This is a genomic window from Deltaproteobacteria bacterium, from assembly GCA_016931625.1.
Classification (GTDB): domain Bacteria; phylum Myxococcota; class XYA12-FULL-58-9; order XYA12-FULL-58-9; family JAFGEK01; genus JAFGEK01.
Genome location: JAFGEK010000212.1, coordinates 1 through 18,434, shown reverse-complemented (window position 1 = coordinate 18,434; position 18,434 = coordinate 1). Strand labels below are relative to the sequence as shown.

The following is an 18,434-nucleotide window of genomic DNA, read 5'->3' as shown; positions in this document are numbered from 1 at the left end:
TTCTTGTTTTTGATTAATTTCGTTTTCGAGTGAGTTTTGCAATTCTTGTTTTTGATTAATTTCGTTTTCGAGTGAGTTTTGCAGTTCTTGTTTTTGATTAATTTCGTTTTCGAGTGAGTTTTGCAGTTCTTGTTTTTGATTAATTTCGTTTTCGAGTGAGTTTTGTAGCTCAGCAGCAGCTTGCTCTTGTTGAATTAATAGGTTTTTTAGATTTGTTGTTTCTATTCGTTCATTATTAAGCAGAGCTTCAAAATTAGCATTGATATTGCGTTCATTATTAAGAGCTGTTTCAAGTTTAGTTTTTTCATCGCTTAAGTTACTAAGTGCAGCTTCGAGATTAGTCTTCGCTAATTTTTCATTTTGTAGTTCAGTTTCAAGGTTAGCTTTTTCTTCACGTTCATCATTTAAAATAGTTTCAAGTTGTGATCTTTCAGCTCGTTCATTAGCTATGGCTGTTTCAATTTCATTATAATTACCATGGGTCGCAGTAATATTTTCTTCAAGTTCTTTGCGTGCATTTTCAACTTGCACTAACTGTTCGCGTAACATTTCGAGTTCTTGACGTTGCAGTTCAGCTTGTTGTTCGAGCAACTCTTTTGCAGCTACTGCACCTTTACTTTCATCCAACGCTAATTCGAGTTCACTAATACGTGTTAAAGCTGTCGCGCGCTCTTGCTGTTGTTGTTCAAAGCGTTGATTAAGTTCCTCACTTTCTACTTCACTAGTTGCAAGTCGGTGCTTTAAAGAAGCAATTTCAGCTTCTAAAGGTTGCACTTTAGCATCAGCTTCGATTCGTAATTGAGCAACACGTTCAGCTTGAGCTTCAAGAGCAGTATCATTTTTTAAGGCTAATTCATCACGTTCTATTTCTAATTGGGCGATAAGGACTTTTGCGGCTTCTAAGTCGTTAATTTCAGTTGTGTTTTCAGTAGTAGTAGCAAGCGATACAGTATCATTTTCAAAGCTTGATGAGATTATTGTTTTGTCTAATTGTTGTTGCTGAGTGTATTTTTTTAGTTCGCTTAATGGCAATTGTACAATATTAAGATCATCACGTCGGATTGGCTCAGATCCAAAGAAAAGCAGATACCAACCTGGAAGTTCTTCTTCATCAGCCAATGAGCGATCAAACAATAAACCTGGATCTTCTTCTTGCGAATTGAGATCATAAAATAAACTTGCCACCATTGGCGATTGTCCAAAGGCACTGACGTTGCCAAAAAGCGGGGCAAGACGAGCGTAACCTTCTTCATAAGTTAAAGAGGAGGGTGAGTGTTGTTCACCCCATAAATCACCAAGAGTTTGTCCATTGGGGTTAGCGATAGCGACAATTAAAATACCAGAAGGGCAAAGAATTCGTCGCAACTCTTGCAAGCGTTCAGAATCTTTTTGCAAGCGCATTTCAGGGTCATGGCAGATGATAATATCAAAAACTTGATCAGCAAAAGGTAAAGGATCATCAGTTTCGAGTAGTAACTCGACGCCTTCAACCCCAAGGGTGTTTAGCTGTTGATTAATGCTATCGGGATCATCGCAAATGACGGTTATTTCTGCAGCCTCTGCATCAGCAAGTATTGAGAGTCCGCGTGCATCGAGACAGCCAAAATCTAAAATTTTACGGCCCTCAGCGATAGAGGCAATTAAAGTATAACGAGCCTCGGTTTCGAGGAGGACTGAAGTGAGTGTTGAGCTCATGGTGTGCTCGGATCGTCCTTTCGCTCGCTTGAGTTTACAGCATCAGGTGGTTTTATTTGAGTCGGCTGTTTAATACTATTTGCTAAACGTTCATATTCGACGGTGAAAAGATCGAGATTATTAAGCCAATTATCAACGGTATTAGCATCAGCAACACCTAAACGCACAGCGGTTTGCAACTGTGATCGTACATTTTTTAGTAAGTTTCCAAGCGAATTTATGCGCCAGAGTGCTGCATTATAAGCAAGTTGCCCATTTAGCCGTCGCAACTCTGAACGTTGCTCTTCAGATATAGCTGATAACAAATCAGCACGAGTTAAATACATAGTAGCAAGGTTGAGTTGTTCTTCGCCTTGACTATTAAGTCGCTCTTTAACCCAATTGGTAAGTACAGTAAAAATGGCACGATCTAGATCCCCGCGTTCGCTAAAGACTTCTCCACCTACAATTTGCGCCCCTTCGGGAATAGGTATGGGGGAATATGCCGCTCGCAATGTCTCAGACTCCGGTTGGTAAAGATCGTAGCCAATGGGCAGTAACCTGCCCCTTTCAATTACCAGCATATCATTATGTAGAGCAAAACGGTATCGCCCATGATTTACTGTTGCAGCTAAATATCCAACTAAAGCGAGTAAACCTAAGACCACTAAAATTAATAAAACAACAGTAGCAGCACCGCCAGATTCGCCAACCGCTCGTTTTGGTTCTGAAACTTTAAGTTTAATCATTGCTTGATACATTATACACCCCAATAAAAGGCAAATTGCGGTAACGACCAGCGTAATCAAGCCCGTAGCCAACTACAAAGGCATTCGGAACTGAAAAGCCAAGGTAATCGATAGGCATACTCATACGGTTATTTGCTGGTTTATTGAGCAGAGTGCAAATTTTTACACTTTGTGGTCGGCGAGTTTTTAAGTTTTCAAGCAAATATTGCATGGTTAGACCGGTGTCGATAATGTCTTCGACAATTAAAACATGTTTATTTTCTATTGATTGACTAAGATCGCGGGTAATTTGCACAACTCCACTTGAAATAGTTGCATCACCATAGCTAGAAATACCTATAAAATCGCAGGTTAAGTTTAAGTTAATGCTTCTTATAATGTCAGCCATAAAAATAAATGAACCTTTAAGAATGCCAAGGATAACTGGTTCATAACCGGCATAATCTTTGGTTATTTGCTTACTAAGATCTTCGACTCGCGCCGCTATAGTCTCTGCATCATATAATACACTGATATGTTCATGCCAGAAATGATTAGGTTTGTTAGTAGTTACTGTCATTGCCCGACTCGTATTTAGAATAATCATACCGTGCACTTAGGGGTAATTTAAAGATAATACTATCAGCAAATACATATTCTTATTTCTTGCCCTGACAGGTATGCCTGTGCAAGGTGTTAGATTGTGGGCGGATTTACCTTACTACATCCGTGGTTATTGTTAGGGATAGCAGCGGTATCACTGCCGGTTATTATTCATTTAATCGGGCGTCGGCGTGCTCCAGTAGTTTTTTTTGCAGCAATAGAGTTTTTAGCAGCGGTAAATAAACGTTTAGCACGGCGTGAAAAGATTCGTCAAATTTTGCTTCTTATCTTGCGTGCTTTAGCAATACTGGCGCTAGTGTTTGGAGTTACTCGACCTGTAAAGCAGCTATCAATGATTTCAGGCAACAGTAAGCGCAATGTCGCACTAGTGATAGATACTTCAGCTTCTATGGCATATCAAAAAGATGGATTAAGTTTGCTAGAAAACGCCAAAAAATTAGCCGGCGCTATGCTTTCACATCTGCAGCCAGGGGATAAAGCTACAATAATTACTGCTGGCAAAGAAGTGCGGTCGTTACTATCTACACCTACAAGCGACATAACCATGTCGCAGTCTTTGCTTAATCATATTGAACAAACAGAGGGTAGTGCAGATTTGGGTATGGCGATGGATCTTGCATTATCTCAGTTTGCTGATAGTCAAAGTAAAGTCACTCTTGTTGTAGTAAGCGATCTAGCAAAAAATAGTTTTAATTCTTTGCGCCCCACTGCACTTACAACTCTACCTGAGGTTCGTTTAATTGATGCCGCTAAGCGAAAAACATTAATAGCCCTTGATAATTGTGCAATAGAAAATGTAAGCGTGGAATCAAGCCCAAATTCAGTAAACGAACGCCGTTTCTCGGTGTCGATTCGTAATTATGGAGCGAATGCGGTTAGCGGTCGTGGGATTGAGTTAATTATTAATGGCGAAGTAAAACTGCGTGGTTATGTAGATGTAGCTGCTAATTCCATGGCTACTAAATTGTTTACTTATCAGTTTGCCAAGTCGGGTGTTTACGATGTTACCTTGCGTTTACTCTCAGACGTGAATGATGGATATCAAGTTGATGATTTGTTTTTCTTAGGCATCGAAATAGTCGCTGGTGTTAAAGTATTGGCGGTTAATGGTGCACCAAGCGTTACACCTTATAATGACGAATTTTTCTTCTTTGAACGTGCTCTTGCCTCAGTACCAAAAGGTGATCCATTTATTGATTTGCAAATAGTTAATGTCGCCTTTTTAAATTCTGGGGCATCTGATCTTAGTAAATACGACGTTGTTGTTCTTGCCAATGTCGGTACACTGCCAGAACAGATTGTGGCAAAATTAGTTAGTTTTATTATGGCGGGGGGTGGTTTGTTTTTTACTCTTGGAGATAATATTCAATTTGAACGTGCTAATAAACTATTTGGAAATTTATTACCACATCCATTGCGTGATTTACATCTTGCAGATGACCCAGCAGCGCGTACACCTCCGCTTGGTATTGCTAGTATCGATTGGGACCACCCTATCCTTCGTTCATTAGAAACGACGGCTGAAGATAGTTTACGTTCATCGCGTACCTCTCGTTATTTTAATCTCGATGTAGGGGCTGATCGTAACACCAGAATTATTTTGCAATTTGACAATGGAGCTCCTGCCTTGGTTGAAGCTCAACCCAAAGGTAAAGGACGAGTTATGATGCTTACCACTAGTATCGATCGCGATATGAGTGATTTGGTACTACGTCCTATTTTTCCAGCATTAATACAACGTACCATGCGCTATCTGGCTAAATCTATCGAGCAAACAGGGCGTTTGGCTTTACGCCAAGGTGAAACAGCTAAAATTTCTATGCCTACTGGTTTTAATACATTAGCACTTATCACACCAAGCAAAGAGCGTCGAATTTTTACGTCTTCGCCGCAACACAATATTACTATAAATGGCCTTAATGAAGTGGGCTATTATCGTGCCGAAATCATACATGCGAATAAATATTTACGCGAACCTAGATTAGATATCGGCGTTTGTGCAACTCTTGCTGAGTCAGATTTTACTCCAGTTCAAACAGCTAAAGTTGCGGCGGCTTTGGGCAAGAATTCAAGTGGTGACAATTTCGCAATCTCAGTTGGAATATCTGATATTGATAACCCTTTTGAGGTACGCGGAATTAGCTCGCTGTTTTTACTTGCGGTATGTCTTATTTTTATAAGCGAAAGTTTATTAGCATCGCGCGGTTAAATCTATGAATTCAAAGATAGCTTATGAGAAGTTACGAAAATTTTATGCTTTAACTTCTTTGGTGGCTTTTGTATCGCCAAAAAAAGCTGCACGTGTTGGTGTGCTACCCTGATTTTCTAATTTGCTTTTGCGCTTATGTCCCATTTTGCGCATTTTGTTGCGAACTTTAGTCATAAATATACGTGTCAGTGATGCCACGGCAAACACTCCTTATTTTTAGATAAACGAGAGGGGTAAAAACACCAAATGGCCATATTCTGTCAAGAGTTGCGCTAATTTTTGCTGATCAAACCTAAGATCTTTAAGCATCAATGGTTTTTTAATAGTTGGATTTTGGCCAGTACTTAGATCTCATATTCGCTATTTAAGTAATTTTCGTTCATAATTTTTTATATTTATTGCAACTAACCAAGAAGGAGGCCGCGGTGAGTGCCATATTTGAGGTGGTAAACGTGGCCGCCAGCCTCTTTTTGGCACTTGCCGCGACGCCATTAGTTGATGCCGGTGAGGACACAATGAAGGCGCTGGTGGTTGAAAGTAATATATCAGAACCTGATTTGGCTTTGTTTATACGCGAGCGCATCACTGCTACTTGGCCTAATAAACAAGATTTTTTAGGGCATTCATTCATCATTGAAATTATTGCAGTAAATGCTGATTTTGTTAAAGTTGTAATCAGCGATAAGGGTCAACTTTGGGCTGAACGCAATTTTGCGCTATTAAAAAATGATAATGAAAACGTTGAGTTAAGGCTTGCGGTGTGGTTATTTGTGCGCTCGACTATTAGTCGTTTACTTGTTGAAGGGAATAGGGGGCAAAATAAAACAGATAACAACTCTAACTCACCTAAGTTGAAGAAAGAATCAGATAAAGCGCCAAAAATTTTTAGTAATAATGATGAAAAAAAGGTTATAGATGGTATAGCTGTATTTGTAATAAGTAAAATAGCGACAAGAGGTTGGTCAAATTATGGTTTGGGCTTTGCTATTGATAAACGTTGGCATCAAAACTTTATTTCTTGGGCTGAAACTGGTTTTGCTACTGCACAAGTAAATAATTCCCTTAACTTGCATCAAGTTTTTGCTAATCTAGCTTTTGCTATTAATTTTGACCAAGTTCAGGATTTTGCGATTGGCATCAATAGCGGCGCAACCCTTGAATTAGTTAATAGCTCTAAGCGTAACTTATGGGTCGGGGGGGCAGAATTAGGTCCAGTGTGTCGCTGGCAAATATCTTTAAGTGTCAAACAATCAATATTTTTACATGCGGCGTTTATGTGGAATCTTGTACGTCAGCGTTATTTACTAACCAATAGTACGGTTCAAAAGGCGCCTTACAGTGCGCAATTAGCGGCGGGGGTAGTTTGGCCATGAGTATTTTAGGGCACTTATGGCCGCGGCCAACTGCTGAGCGCGTCGTGCGTGACTATAGCGAATGGGTCTATCGTCGACTTAAGCGAATTTTTGGGCCCAACGCCGATATTGATGATGCATATCAAACCGTATTTGTAGAAGTAATTCGCGCGTTACCTTCGTTTGCCGGGCGTTCGCAATTATCAACTTGGATTCGTCGCATTACTTATAATGTTGCTTATCAAGAAATGCGTCTTCGTTATCGTCAGCCAGAATGTACTGAAATAGATGAGTCTAATATTGGCCAAACTGATGTGACATATTTGATTGAAGCCCGTGAAGCATCTCGATGTCTTTATGCGGCGCTATCAGATCTTGAACCTACACAGCGTTTGGCCGTGGTTTTACATGACCTTGAAGGATTAACTCTTAAAGATATTTCCACACAAACCGGCCGTCCTTTGCCAACGATAGCTTCACAGTTGGCAAGTGGCAGAGCACGTTTAGCACGTTGTTTTGCTGCACGTGTTTTTGCCAACAAATTAGAAGATTCGGTAAAAGTGGGTTCCCCGCATAGTGAAAGAAGTACCAAGGAGGCCAAGCCATGACTTGCGCTCAGTATCAAGACGAACTCGTAGCCCATGCGCAACGTGAATTAAAGGGGCTGGCAGCGCAACGAGTTAATAGTCACCTGGCTCATTGCTATAATTGTCGTAGCATTGCCGATTCGCTAAACATTGCCATCGCGACAGCTAAGGAAGAAAAATATGTTGTTGCTAACAGCGAGTTAACGCGTTTGCAGCAACGATTACAGCCTTACGTTGAAGCAGCCGACCGGCAAAAACGCCACGCACGTTGGAGTTTAAGCGCCATTTTAGTAGCCAGCGCCGTTGCAGCTTTAGCGGCCTTAGTGGTTTGGGTACATCAAACTCAACCATTTATGCATGACACCACGACTTTGATTGCCACCGCGCCGTCGCCATTTGTGCGTGTAGTCTCAGATGTTGTAACTGATGGTGTAACTCAAGGTGATCAACAACACCTGATTTATAATTTTACCAAAGGGACAGTAGCTTTCGATTTTATTGGTGGTCAAGGACGGAGTCTAATTGTACAGACTCCATTAGCGCATATAAGAGCAGTAGGCACACGTTTTGCGGTATCTCTTAACGATAATGAAAGTATTATCGTTGCGGTAGGTGAAGGCCAGGTCGCGATCGACAATAATACTCAACACTTGTTGGTAAGCGCCGGACAACAAGTGCTGTTAGATAAGACGACGATCAATGCAAAAATGCAAAACATTAGTGCACAGATGTACTCATATCTAAATAATAGCTATTTGACTAACCACCACGAGGTTTTTGCAAATTTGCAATTTGCTACGAATGCCGACAAGAGCGCAGGAGCGACTATGCAGGTCGATGGTATTACAACTATTAATAAACGAAAGATAAATAAAAATATGGTTGCTCCTGCGCCCGCCCGAACTGCGCATGTTGCTCGCAGTCAAGGACAAAATAATTTTGCAAAAACTATCAAAAAAATTAGGCATGAAACCTCAGATTTTTTGCCACGTTTGACGCAAGCCGAGCAAATGCAGCAAGCAGGTAGTTACTTAAAAGCGTTAGCGATTTATGATGAATGCTTGCGTGTTGCTGGGCTAGAGCGAAGTATCACAGACCTCTGTCGTTTTGAAAGGGCACGTATTTATGGTTTTGCTTTAGGGCAATCTGAACGTGCCAGAGAAGTTTTTGTACGTTTAGCTAAAACGGGTGTCGGTGAAGTGCAAAAACAAGCGATGTTGGCACTATGTGAATTGCAGCGAGCCCTAGAGCCTTGTGCTGCAGTGGCTTGCTTATCTCAATTAGTTACTGCTCGTAATACAGATAATAATTTAAGACGTGAGGCTAAACGTTTAGCTAAACTTTGGGATGATGCCGCACAATGTAGTAAAGCATTACCACAAGAACAGTAGCAAGGGTGAACCGTGAGATTGCGTCGTTACATTTTGGTGCTTAGTTTGTTAGCGCCAACAGCTTGCCTGCAGACGATCGATCTTCGCGAAGAAGGTCATAATCAACCCTTGCCGCAATGTAACAGTGGTGAACGCCTTAATCCTGATAGTGGCAAATGCAGTGTTTGTCAGGTAGATATTTCACCTGGGGCAGATGTATGTCCATGTGGGTACATATCGCATGCCGAAGCTTTTCCTTATTGTGAGGGCGATGCTGTAGCGCATGATTGTGTGCAGTGCAGTGGCGATATCTCTAGTTGTGTGGTTTATCATAGTGATACCCGTACAACTTCAAGCTGTGCTTTACTTGAACAATGTTGCACAAATCTTATTGCAGTTGGTGGTAGTTGTTGCCCTACAGGAGCTTTGCTTATTTGCACCGAAGGTGAGAATCTTACAGAATATACTGTAAGGTGTACTGAACCAACATGTTGTAGTGGGGATTTATGCCCCAATGGTGACGATGATTGTGCTTCATGGCAAACTTGTGATGTGGTTACACAACGTTGTGTTCCAGCTTGTAGTCCGCAACATGAGCAGTGCTGTGAAGAATGTGGTTGTATTTGTAGCGAACGCCCAAATCCGCCGTGATCCCGTACGGTAGGGCGCACTTTAGGAGTATTAACATGATATGCAAAATTTCGACTTTTTCAGTTCTGAGTGCGGCTTTGCTGATTATTGCCCTTACGGGATGCGCTAGTGACACCGGGGAGGCTTGTCATACTAGCACTGATCCGACAGTGTGCGGTGAAGCGTCAAGTTGTGTGGTTTGCCAAAATTCTGACGGTACTTGTTATAATCAAGCTACCGGCGAAAAAGTGTGTTGCGATTCTACTTGCGATACTACAGGCACCGGAACCGGTACGGGTACAGGGACAGGCACCGGTACGGGCACGGGGACAGGTACCGGTACTGGTACAGGCACCGGCACAGGCACTGAGCCAGATGCACACTGTCGTTGTACGGTAAGCGCTACTGATCGTGACGGTGATTGCATACCCAACGATATAGAAACCGCACATGGCAATTCGGATCCGGATTTATGGGATACTGATAGCGATGGTATCGGCGATGGTTGCGAAGACTATGATCAAGATGGTTGTGGCCCGACGACGATAGATTGCAAAGACGTTACTGAAATGGATCCACGTAGCACCGATAGCGATGGTGACACCATTCCTGATGGTGTTGAAGATGCTAATCATAATGGGCGTCGTGATATCCCAGATGAGACCAGTGCTGTACGCAATGATAGTGACAGTGATGGTATCCCCGATGGCTTAGAGGATAGAAACAAAAATGGCATCGTCGATGAAGGTGAATGCAATCCCCGCAAGAGTGATAGTGATGGTGATGGCATACCAGATATTATCGAAGATAAAAATCACAATGGTTTATGTGACCCGGGTGAGACTTGTTTAATTAATATTGATACTGATGGTGATTTAATTATTGATGGCAATGAAGACTTAAATCATGATGGTGTTTTTGGGCGCAACGAAACCAACCCTTTAGATTCCGATACTGATCATGATGGTATAGAAGACGGTTTAGAAGACTCTAATCAAGATGGTTTTTTTGATCCGCTTACTGAAACCAGCCCCTTATTACCAGATAGTGATCGTGATGGTATCCTCGATGGCGTTGAAGATCGCAATCACAATGGTATTGTTGATCCACCAACCCAACTTGACGCCAATGGCTGTGTAGATCCTTCATTTGCTTTAGCAACCCAAGGCGAAAGCAATCCGCGTCTTGTTGACTCTGACTATGACGGTATTGCTGATAATCTCGAAGATGCTGATCATGATGGATATTGTGATAGCGCTTTAATTGCTAACCGTCTTGATGTTAGCCAAACAGTTTTAGCTTTCACTGAGACTTGCGCTTTTATGGTGGATACTGATTGCGACGGGCTTAGTGATGGCATCGAAGACCTAAATCGTAGCGGCGGCCCACCTGACCCCGGTGAACTTAATCCGCGCGACCGTGACACTGATCTTGATGGTTTATACGACGGTTGTTTATCTTGGATGAATGGTGTCTGCGAAGATTTAAACAACGATGGTCTTATCGCTCAAATTGGTGATTACGATGGCGATGGCAAACATGATATCGGTGAACCTGGTGAGACTGATCCGCTAAATTACGATAGCGATGGTGATGGTTTATCAGATGGCTGTGAAAGAAACTTTAGTGGTGGTGCTACTGATTCATTAAATGAAGATTCTGACGAAGATGGGGTAATTGATGGCGATGAAGATGTTAATCATAACTGCCAAGTTGATAGTGGTGAAAATGATCCACGTGTTGAAGATCCAGCACCGGCAGCAGGCAGTCTAATATATTCTGAATGGCAAGTTTGCGGTGCCCAGAACCTAAAAAGTTTAACCTTTGCCAGTACCAAGCGCGCTGAACTCGATTACCAATTAGCGCTTGAAGTTGAGCGTAATCCCGATACCGGTGCAGTAAGTCCTTATGAGGTGAAAGCTTTTGGTCGCGACAATAATGGTAATGGTTTTAATGAGAACGATTCTAATGACACCATACTTGGTCATGTTTTTAAGACCATCGCCGGGGTTATTGTTGATACTGATCCGCAAGTTGGTCGCATTAATCGCCAGATCTACGGCTTTATCGTTGCGCAATGGTCTAGCAGTCAACTTGATACTATTCTTGATAATCTGCGCGATAGCTTATCGGTAGCCTACGACCCAGCTAGTGGTGCTTATCAAGCTATCGATCAAAAAGCGGCACTTACCGCTCGGCCAACCCATGATAATATCGAGGGTACCCCCGGGTTTCATATTAATCATGCCCAACGGCGCTTTAAAGTTACTTTAAGCAGCGGCAAAACAGCCATCCAATTTCGCAATGAACTATTGACGAATTTCTTTTTAGGTGGGCAAGCGCCAGCGCCAAGTGGAGTATTGCTTGATGACGATCCGGTTTTTAGTGGCACTGATCCAAGCTATACAACCTACACGTTATATATCGGAGTTGTACAAAGACTGCAGCAAGTAGATGCGGCTGATAATCCGTTGGTATTAGCAATAGTTGCATTAACTCCTGATGATTCTGCTATTAATGCCACTACCATACGTTTGCACGCTGAACGCGAGTCGCGTCTCGAAGATTTAACCGGGGGTTCAGCTATTGCACGCACCACTAATGGCATAGCGAGCACCTGTGAAAAACAAAATGTGCAACGAGCGCAAGCAGATTTATTATGGGTTGTAGACGATTCGGCATCCATGCAAAGTATTATTCAGCGTTTGCAAAATGCCGCAGTCGAAGCTCGTGAAGTTTTACGGGCTAATATTCCGATCGTAGATTTTCGTGTGGCAATGACTACCACTAATGCCTCGAAGGGTTCGCGGGCACAGTGTTATGCTGCCGCTTCTTGTAATGCGACTTGTCCTCAAGATGGTAGTTTTTGTCAAAATTACTGCGCTGATCATCATTTAGGCTGCATGTATGTATGTCCGACTGGCTGTGGCACCAACTGTGCCAATGGCTGGTGTGATTGTAGTGCAGGTTGTGTGGCTTCTTGTGATCCTGATACTAATTCACCAACTTATCATAAGTGTATGGACCCCAACGCATTAGCACTAGGTATTACTATTGATGCCGATAACTACCGCTTACCTGGTGGTGGTGGCACTTTTTATTATGAAGATAGCAATTTACTTGATTGTGATTCTTCGGCGGCAGGTTCAACTAACTTTATTGATGCTTGTAATGAGGGTAGTTATAATACCCAATTTGCACCTTTTTATGTCACCACCCCCCTTATTGCCCACGAAGGTTTTATAGCGCCAGATCTTAATGCTACTTGCAATACCGCCTCAATGAATCTTTTAGAAGATGCGGCCCTTGATTCCTGTGATCCTGGTGATAGTTTCTGTTGTGATCGTTTAACCGAAGAGTGTTCTGATGGTCCAACTGTCTTAGCTTCGCAAATGTGTGATCTCATTCGTGCTATGGGCGGCGTACCAGAAGATCAAGAAATACAAGGCCGACGTACCGGGCGTGCTCATGCCTCGGGAGAAAATGCGGTGCGTTCAGTGCGCAAGCTTATTGAGTCGATGTTACCAGCTTACCCAGCTAATTATAATGGTGCAGATAAAAAACAACATTTGCGTTTATCATGTTGCAGCGATTGTAATCCCATTGATCCTAATTGTGCCAGTGCGTGCTGTCATACTTGTGATCCCTTGTCATGTCCCGCAAACAATCCTGACTGTTGTACGCATGCTAGCTTAGGTCTTACCTGCAACATCAGTAATCAATGTGTAGCATGCTCTCCTAGCGCCGATGGTAGTACTTATTGTCCTATAGTACCGTTAGCAACGATTATTCTCGCAGACGAAGAAGATTTTTATTTTAAAGATGAATGCGCGGTAGATATTTCAGATACCAGTAAGCTTGATGCCGACAAAATCGATACGACATCATTGCCCGCACAATGCCGCTATGCCGATAGCAAAGCCGCAACCCTTGAAGACTGCACCGATGCTTATTGCGCCGCACAAAATTATAACCTTGAACCGCCCGCAGGTTATAACGTTGATTTAGCCGCTTGGGCTAATGATTACGAGTCACGTTCACATTCGTTGCGTGAGCGCAATAATTGTCCTGATTATGATGGCAATCAAACAGATTGTCAGAATGCTGGCTGCAAATATGTCGGTAACCGTTGTGTGGTTGCTAATTGTTCACCATTTGCTGCAGATAGTGGTACAAGCTGTATAGGTGATCCTTGTCCATTGCTAAAATCAGCAGGTGATTGCCAAGCTTATAATAACTTTTTTGAGGCGGCAAAATTTGACGATGTTAGATCATCACTACCTGGTACGAATTTATGTGTATGGGATTCGATAAGTTCAAAATGCCTAAATGTCTGTACTTCAGTTATTTACAATATCGATACTACTTATCAAAATGGGGTCTCAAATTATTTTGAAAGTAAAGATGCATGTGAAAATGATGCCCGTTGTTACTGGGATGCTTCAGTAGTAACCGGTGGTCCTTCAGGTTCAGTTAAACGTGCCTGTAAATTAAAATATGAAATCAATGACTGCCGCGCTTGCAAACGTCAAAAGCGCCTACATGAATCACTATATGGTGAATATGGCGATTATTTTAGCACTAGCGCTAATCCGTATGCGGCATACAATACCATACATCAGGCACGTTGCAATAGCTTTACCGGTAGCGGTCAAGGTGCATGTGAAGCTGAGTTTATGTGCCGTTGGACAGGTAGCGCCTGTACGTTTGATACTCTTAAAGGTTTGGGTTTTGCGGGGCCGGTATATGCGATTGCTCGTGAAGCTGGAAAACCTGGTATGGGCGGTTATCCGTCAGTTAGTTCACCTTTCTTTGACACCGTAGATCAATGCGATGGCGCTAGTAATACTTGGGGCCGTGGTGATGGACAGGCTTATCGTGATCTTGCCATTGCCACCCATGGGCGTACGCAAAACATTTGTGTCGATAGCTATAAAGATTTCATGCAATTAATCATTAGCGATATTGTGGGACTATCAGCGCCATATCCATTGTTAGGTAACCCGATTGCCGCAACAATTAAAGTTGGTCGTGCACGGCCCAATGGTGATAGTACTTACAGCTATGCTGAAATCCCGCGTTCAGTTAGTTGCGGTTTTCACTATGACCCCACTGCAAATTCTATTGCCTTTATGCGTGATACTTCAGGCCAAGATTGCACCCCAATAGAAAAAGATTTGGTAATCATTTCTTATCGTTATTGGCTGCCTGTGCCTTGTCGTGGTTTGTGCACCGAAACCCAAAGTTGCGCACGTGAACTTTGCACTACTGCAACTGATAAACCGCCATGCCAGATTGATAGCGATTGCCCGGATATAAATGATATTTGCAATGCTTACGGACAATGCACCTGTGAACTTGGTGATGTTATTGATCGTTGCCATTCTGAGGCTTGTGGTGAGTGTGAAGTATTTAATGCTAGCGGTCTTGTATGCGAGCCTGTGCCCCCACCAGGACCTGGCGAATGTCCATGTATTGTTGCGAGTCCGTTAATTCTCCCTTGTACCCCGGGTGGTCTTAGCACTTGCCCAGTTGGTCAGCGCTGCAGTGAAGATCAGTGTACTTGTGCAAGTGTACCTGATGCGTGTGGCAATATATTTAATACCAATGGTGAATTTATTGCTAGCCAAAGCACCTGCGAAGCTGCGATTGAATGCTGCAATGATTGGCTTGCTGCCGCCTTAACTTGCGCAATTTATAAATCGGCCGCCACTTGCCCGAGTGCTACGTGTACCTGGGCAGATCAAAGTTCAACCTGTGTTTCTACAGAACCGTCACCTTGTTGCAACGATGGTGAAACACCAATTTGTGTCAGTGACCCTGAAAATCCACAAATTATGAGTATTGCCTGTGAAGGCCCACTTTATTGTGAGTGTCGAGGGGATGCATGTGATCTAAATTGCAGCGGTTACGATGCAACCGAATGTGCCGCTCATAGTGATACCTGCGTTGTTGTTGGTACTGAGTGCAAAGCTATAACCTGCGCATCTTGGCAAGAATGCGTGCTAAACCCAACTACCGCCCAAGGGGAATGTACCCCAGCATGTGAGCCAATGACTGAGTTTTGTTCAATAGATCTCGAGACCATGAATTGCGGTTGTCGACTTAACGCGCCATAAAAAATTTTCTTTGTGCACATTTCTGGCTGTGATCTTCGCTCCTTGCTATATTACATGGTTAGCCACCATTTAATTTGGAGCTGCTCAAAGTGGAGAAATCGGTTAAACGCGCACATCCACGTGTACAAGCACGTATTGAAGCTAAGCTGAAAATGCCCGGTGGTCGTACGATTGTCACCGGCCAGATCCTCAATATCAGCCTGGGCGGTTTATTTATTGAGATGGAGGAACCGCTTGGTTTTGGTAAAGAATTCGATCTGGAATTTAAGTTGCCAGACTCAACTCTTCATTGTCGTGGTTTAGTAGTCTGGTCAACTCGTACGCAACCGCAGATGGCCGAAGGGCGATCTGGTATCGGGGTACGCTTAATGAAGATCGATGTCAGCGAAATGAGACAACTTGAAAGCTATATCAGCGCACACCTTGAAACCAACAATCGCTAAAAATATAATTTTAGTTTTTATTTATCTGGTGAGTAACGTTGTAGATGTAAAGGTAGATTAGCTTCAACTGCTTTGCTGCCAGCTCGAAAACGAAGTCGTTTTAATGTCTTAGTTAGACATTTTGTCACGGTTGCTGAAGCTAGTTTGGGCGTAAGTTTTACCGTTTTCACCCGACCATTTGCTTGAATTACTATATGAGCAATCACGGTATCTGGAGCAGATTTTTGCTCGAGATCACTAAGGCATCGACTAATTGCGGCAAAACGTAAGACGACTCCCCGTTGAATTTCTTCAGGTGAAAGTGGACGTAAAGGGCGCGGTGTATTATTCGGTTTTTGTGATTCTTTTTGAGTACTATGCTCAACTTCTGCGGTTTCATTGCTTGGTGCACTTGAGACAGTTGGTTTTTGTGGTTGCGGCAGCTTTATGGTAACCACAAATTTGGCTGCGGGATGTGCTCGTAAGTGAATGTTTTTTAACGTCGTATTTAAACAGGTGCTTATTTCAGACATTGCCCCTGGTTGTAATTTTACATCAGTAATATGTCCGTTAGCGGCAATTACTAATTGGGCGCTGGGATTTAGGTTAGCGGTAATTTTTTCTGTATAACATTTTAAGATGCTTTCATTTGCAGCATCTATGGCAGCCTGAACCTCTTGTACTGTTAAGGCTGGTTGGATAATTGGCTTTGGTTTAATCACCTTCCACCATACTAAAGCCGCCGCCGCTAACAGCAAAATGGCTAAGCTTGCTAATACTAAACGCCGTTTAGGATGTGGTGCTGGTACAGTGAGCTTGGTGATGGCAATGATACCCTGATTGCTGGTTTTTGTACCAGCAATAGCTAAAGTAGGTGTTTCATTGTTTTTTACTTCAGGTTGATGTTGCTTAAATAAAGTGCTTTGCGCTTCTAAAAATTGGCGCGACTCTTTTAAATAATCATTACCAGTTGCAGGTTGAATAGCTGCTAATAGCTCATCATGAAAAGCCGCAGCACTAATCGGGCGGGCATCAGGGTCGCGTGCCAGTGCGCGTTGAATTACCGCGTTTAGCTGTGGTGAAATATCTTCTCTAAGTTTGCAAAGATTCGGAATTTTTGCATCGACAATTTTTCCTAAAGTGTCGACTTCATCTTCACCTTTAAATAATCGTCGTTGGGCTAAAGTTTCCCATAAAACGATACCAGCGCTAAAAATATCAACGCGTTGATCAGCAGTTTTAGTTCTGAGTTGCTCGGGAGCTACATAACCAAGTTTGCCGCGAATGGTGCCTGGTTGTGTGGTTGATATTTCATTTTTGGCTTTAGCAATACCAAAATCAGTAATTTTTACCCATCCTTCTTTAGTAATTAAGATATTTTGCGGGGTAATATCTCGGTGCAAGATGTTCATTGGTTGCCCATCTGCACTCTTTAGAGTGTGTGCATAGCTAAGACCTTGCAGCATCTGCAGGGCAACACTAACTGCTACCGGTACTGGAATGGTTTGATCAGTATCAGCACAATGCACTAGCAACATGCTTAAGTTAACTGATGGTACATATTCCATGGCGATGTAATACTCATCGCCTTCCTTATCAAGGTCATAAACTTGAACGATATTAGGGTGATGCAGAAGCACAGTAAGTTTGGCTTCTTTGACCAACATGTTTATGAAGTCACGGTCGCGTGAAAGATGCGGCAATATTTTTTTTATCGCCAAATCTCTCTCAAAGCCTTCGACACCCACGCTTTTAGCAAGCAGAACTTCACCCATGCCACCCGCAGCAAGACGTTCTTGCAAATAATATTTACCAAATTTTGTTCGATTCACCGGGTCACGCAGCACAATGGTAGCGCCACAGACACATTTAGCTTGCTTTACGCCATGCGCACGAACGCTATCTAGCGTAAAAGTTCTTTGACAAACTGTACAAGATATTATCACGATTTCAAGAGTCTATCCTGAAAGCGACGCTAGGCTCAAATACTGTGTCAGCATAATGTGTAAATATCTGCTTATTCGTTAAGCGTGTCTACTGCTCATAATCACTTGGTAAGCCTTGTCGTACATATAGGCCATTTTCATGAAGAAGTTTTTGTACTCGGGTACTGCCGGTGCGCAACCAACGCTCATAAAGGTGCAACAATTCGTGGTTATTTGTAGTAGCGCGGGTTTGATCTGCAACCTGATTCAATAAATCAACTAAACTTGAAAAATTTACCGCTAATTGTTCGTAAACTACAGCAGATTTTGCAGCATGCTTATTGGTGCTAACCAAATCTGAAAGCGAACTATAAGCGTTGCCACCCATAGAAATGTAGTAACTAACATCAACAAGTGAATGTTCGATAAACTCGGTGAAAAAGCCAGCTATATAAAGTGATTCATCGCCAAGATCTTTTAATCGTATCAGCCGCTCACCCGGCAGCGCATCAACCGCTTTTTGATATTGTAGCGCCAAAGCTTGCTCGCCAAGCTTAGGACAGTTTGCTTGCAAAGCAAAATCACAAAGCAAATGCACTAAATAAAATTCAGCTAAATCTGATATTTTAATACCTAATCTATTCTTAGCATTTGCTATTTCATCTATAAAAAAGGTTTCTAGATTAGATTTTACTATAAGTGGTACCGCAGACATATCTATACACCTCCTCACTAATCAGTGAGCACTCCCTTTTCTTAGTGTAATGCACTAGCTCAAGGTATCAAGGATTTTT

13 protein-coding genes are annotated in these 18,434 nt (G+C 42.5%); 7 read left to right on the top strand and 6 right to left on the bottom strand.

What is annotated here, in order from left to right; all coding sequences use genetic code 11:
• The 3 genes from JW841_17395 to hpt form a co-directional block, all read right to left on the bottom strand.
• Nucleotides 1–1,695, bottom strand: a 1,695-nt coding sequence (locus JW841_17395; protein MBN1962710.1) for a methyltransferase domain-containing protein, incomplete at its 3' end; no start/stop codon positions are given.
• Nucleotides 1,692–2,423, bottom strand: a complete 732-nt coding sequence (locus tag JW841_17390; protein MBN1962709.1) for a hypothetical protein — start codon at nt 2,421–2,423, stop codon at nt 1,692–1,694. The genes JW841_17395 and JW841_17390, both read right to left, overlap by 4 nt.
• Complete coding sequence (hpt, locus tag JW841_17385) at nt 2,416–2,982, bottom strand: hypoxanthine phosphoribosyltransferase (GenBank protein MBN1962708.1); 567 nt, start codon at nt 2,980–2,982, stop codon at nt 2,416–2,418. The genes JW841_17390 and hpt overlap by 8 nt, the downstream gene beginning before the upstream one ends.
• Before the next feature lie 123 nt (nt 2,983–3,105).
• On the opposite strand from hpt, the gene JW841_17380 reads away from it, so the two are divergent.
• The gene (locus tag JW841_17380; protein MBN1962707.1) at nt 3,106–5,235 is read left to right on the top strand and encodes a BatA domain-containing protein; all 2,130 of its coding nucleotides are present in this window, start codon (nt 3,106–3,108) and stop codon (nt 5,233–5,235) included.
• Nucleotides 5,236–5,277: 42 nt separating this feature from the next.
• Here the strand turns inward: JW841_17380 and JW841_17375 are convergent, their stop codons facing one another.
• Complete coding sequence (locus JW841_17375) at nt 5,278–5,433, bottom strand: hypothetical protein (GenBank protein MBN1962706.1); 156 nt, start codon at nt 5,431–5,433, stop codon at nt 5,278–5,280.
• Between the two features lie 227 nt (nt 5,434–5,660).
• Here JW841_17375 and JW841_17370 point away from each other — a divergent pair, with 227 nt between their 5' ends.
• The 6 genes from JW841_17370 (at nt 5,661) to JW841_17345 (ending at nt 15,736) form a co-directional block, all read left to right on the top strand.
• Nucleotides 5,661–6,608, top strand: coding sequence for a hypothetical protein (locus JW841_17370; protein ID MBN1962705.1), 948 nt, complete (start codon nt 5,661–5,663; stop codon nt 6,606–6,608).
• Nucleotides 6,605–7,195 carry a sigma-70 family RNA polymerase sigma factor gene (locus JW841_17365; protein ID MBN1962704.1) on the top strand — a complete coding sequence of 197 codons (591 nt, stop codon included), beginning with the start codon at nt 6,605–6,607 and terminating at the stop codon, nt 7,193–7,195. Before JW841_17370 ends, JW841_17365 begins: the two co-directional genes overlap by 4 nt.
• Nucleotides 7,192–8,565 (top strand): FecR domain-containing protein, encoded by a 1,374-nt coding sequence (locus JW841_17360; protein ID MBN1962703.1) that lies wholly within the window; start codon nt 7,192–7,194, stop codon nt 8,563–8,565. Before JW841_17365 ends, JW841_17360 begins: the two co-directional genes overlap by 4 nt.
• 12 nt (nt 8,566–8,577) lie before the next feature.
• On the top strand, nt 8,578–9,195 hold the full coding sequence (locus JW841_17355; protein ID MBN1962702.1) for a hypothetical protein: 618 nt from the start codon (nt 8,578–8,580) through the stop codon (nt 9,193–9,195).
• A gap of 35 nt (nt 9,196–9,230) precedes the next feature.
• A complete protein-coding gene (locus JW841_17350; protein MBN1962701.1) occupies nt 9,231–15,293 on the top strand; it encodes a hypothetical protein in 6,063 nt (2,020 codons plus the stop codon).
• 74 nt (nt 15,294–15,367) lie between these two features.
• Complete coding sequence (locus tag JW841_17345) at nt 15,368–15,736, top strand: PilZ domain-containing protein (GenBank protein MBN1962700.1); 369 nt, start codon at nt 15,368–15,370, stop codon at nt 15,734–15,736.
• A gap of 17 nt (nt 15,737–15,753) precedes the next feature.
• Here JW841_17345 and JW841_17340 read toward each other — a convergent pair whose 3' ends face one another.
• Together JW841_17340 and JW841_17335 are read right to left on the bottom strand one after the other, a co-directional pair.
• Nucleotides 15,754–17,661 carry a protein kinase gene (locus tag JW841_17340; protein ID MBN1962699.1) on the bottom strand — a complete coding sequence of 636 codons (1,908 nt, stop codon included), beginning with the start codon at nt 17,659–17,661 and terminating at the stop codon, nt 15,754–15,756.
• Between the two features lie 88 nt (nt 17,662–17,749).
• A complete protein-coding gene (locus JW841_17335) occupies nt 17,750–18,355 on the bottom strand; it encodes a hypothetical protein (protein MBN1962698.1) in 606 nt (201 codons plus the stop codon).
• Nucleotides 18,356–18,434 lie beyond the last annotated feature (79 nt).

Excerpts from the sequence above, each read along its gene's own strand:
- JW841_17390 (MBN1962709.1), bottom strand. The coding sequence starts at position 2,423 with ATGATTAAACTTAAAGTTTCAGAACCAAAACGAGCGGTTGGCGAATCT.
- JW841_17365 (MBN1962704.1), top strand. The coding sequence starts at position 6,605 with ATGAGTATTTTAGGGCACTTATGGCCGCGGCCAACTGCTGAGCGCGTC.
- JW841_17360 (MBN1962703.1), top strand. The coding sequence starts at position 7,192 with ATGACTTGCGCTCAGTATCAAGACGAACTCGTAGCCCATGCGCAACGT.
- hpt (MBN1962708.1), bottom strand. The coding sequence starts at position 2,982 with ATGACAGTAACTACTAACAAACCTAATCATTTCTGGCATGAACATATC.
- JW841_17350 (MBN1962701.1), top strand. The coding sequence starts at position 9,231 with ATGATATGCAAAATTTCGACTTTTTCAGTTCTGAGTGCGGCTTTGCTG.
- JW841_17335 (MBN1962698.1), bottom strand. The coding sequence starts at position 18,355 with ATGTCTGCGGTACCACTTATAGTAAAATCTAATCTAGAAACCTTTTTT.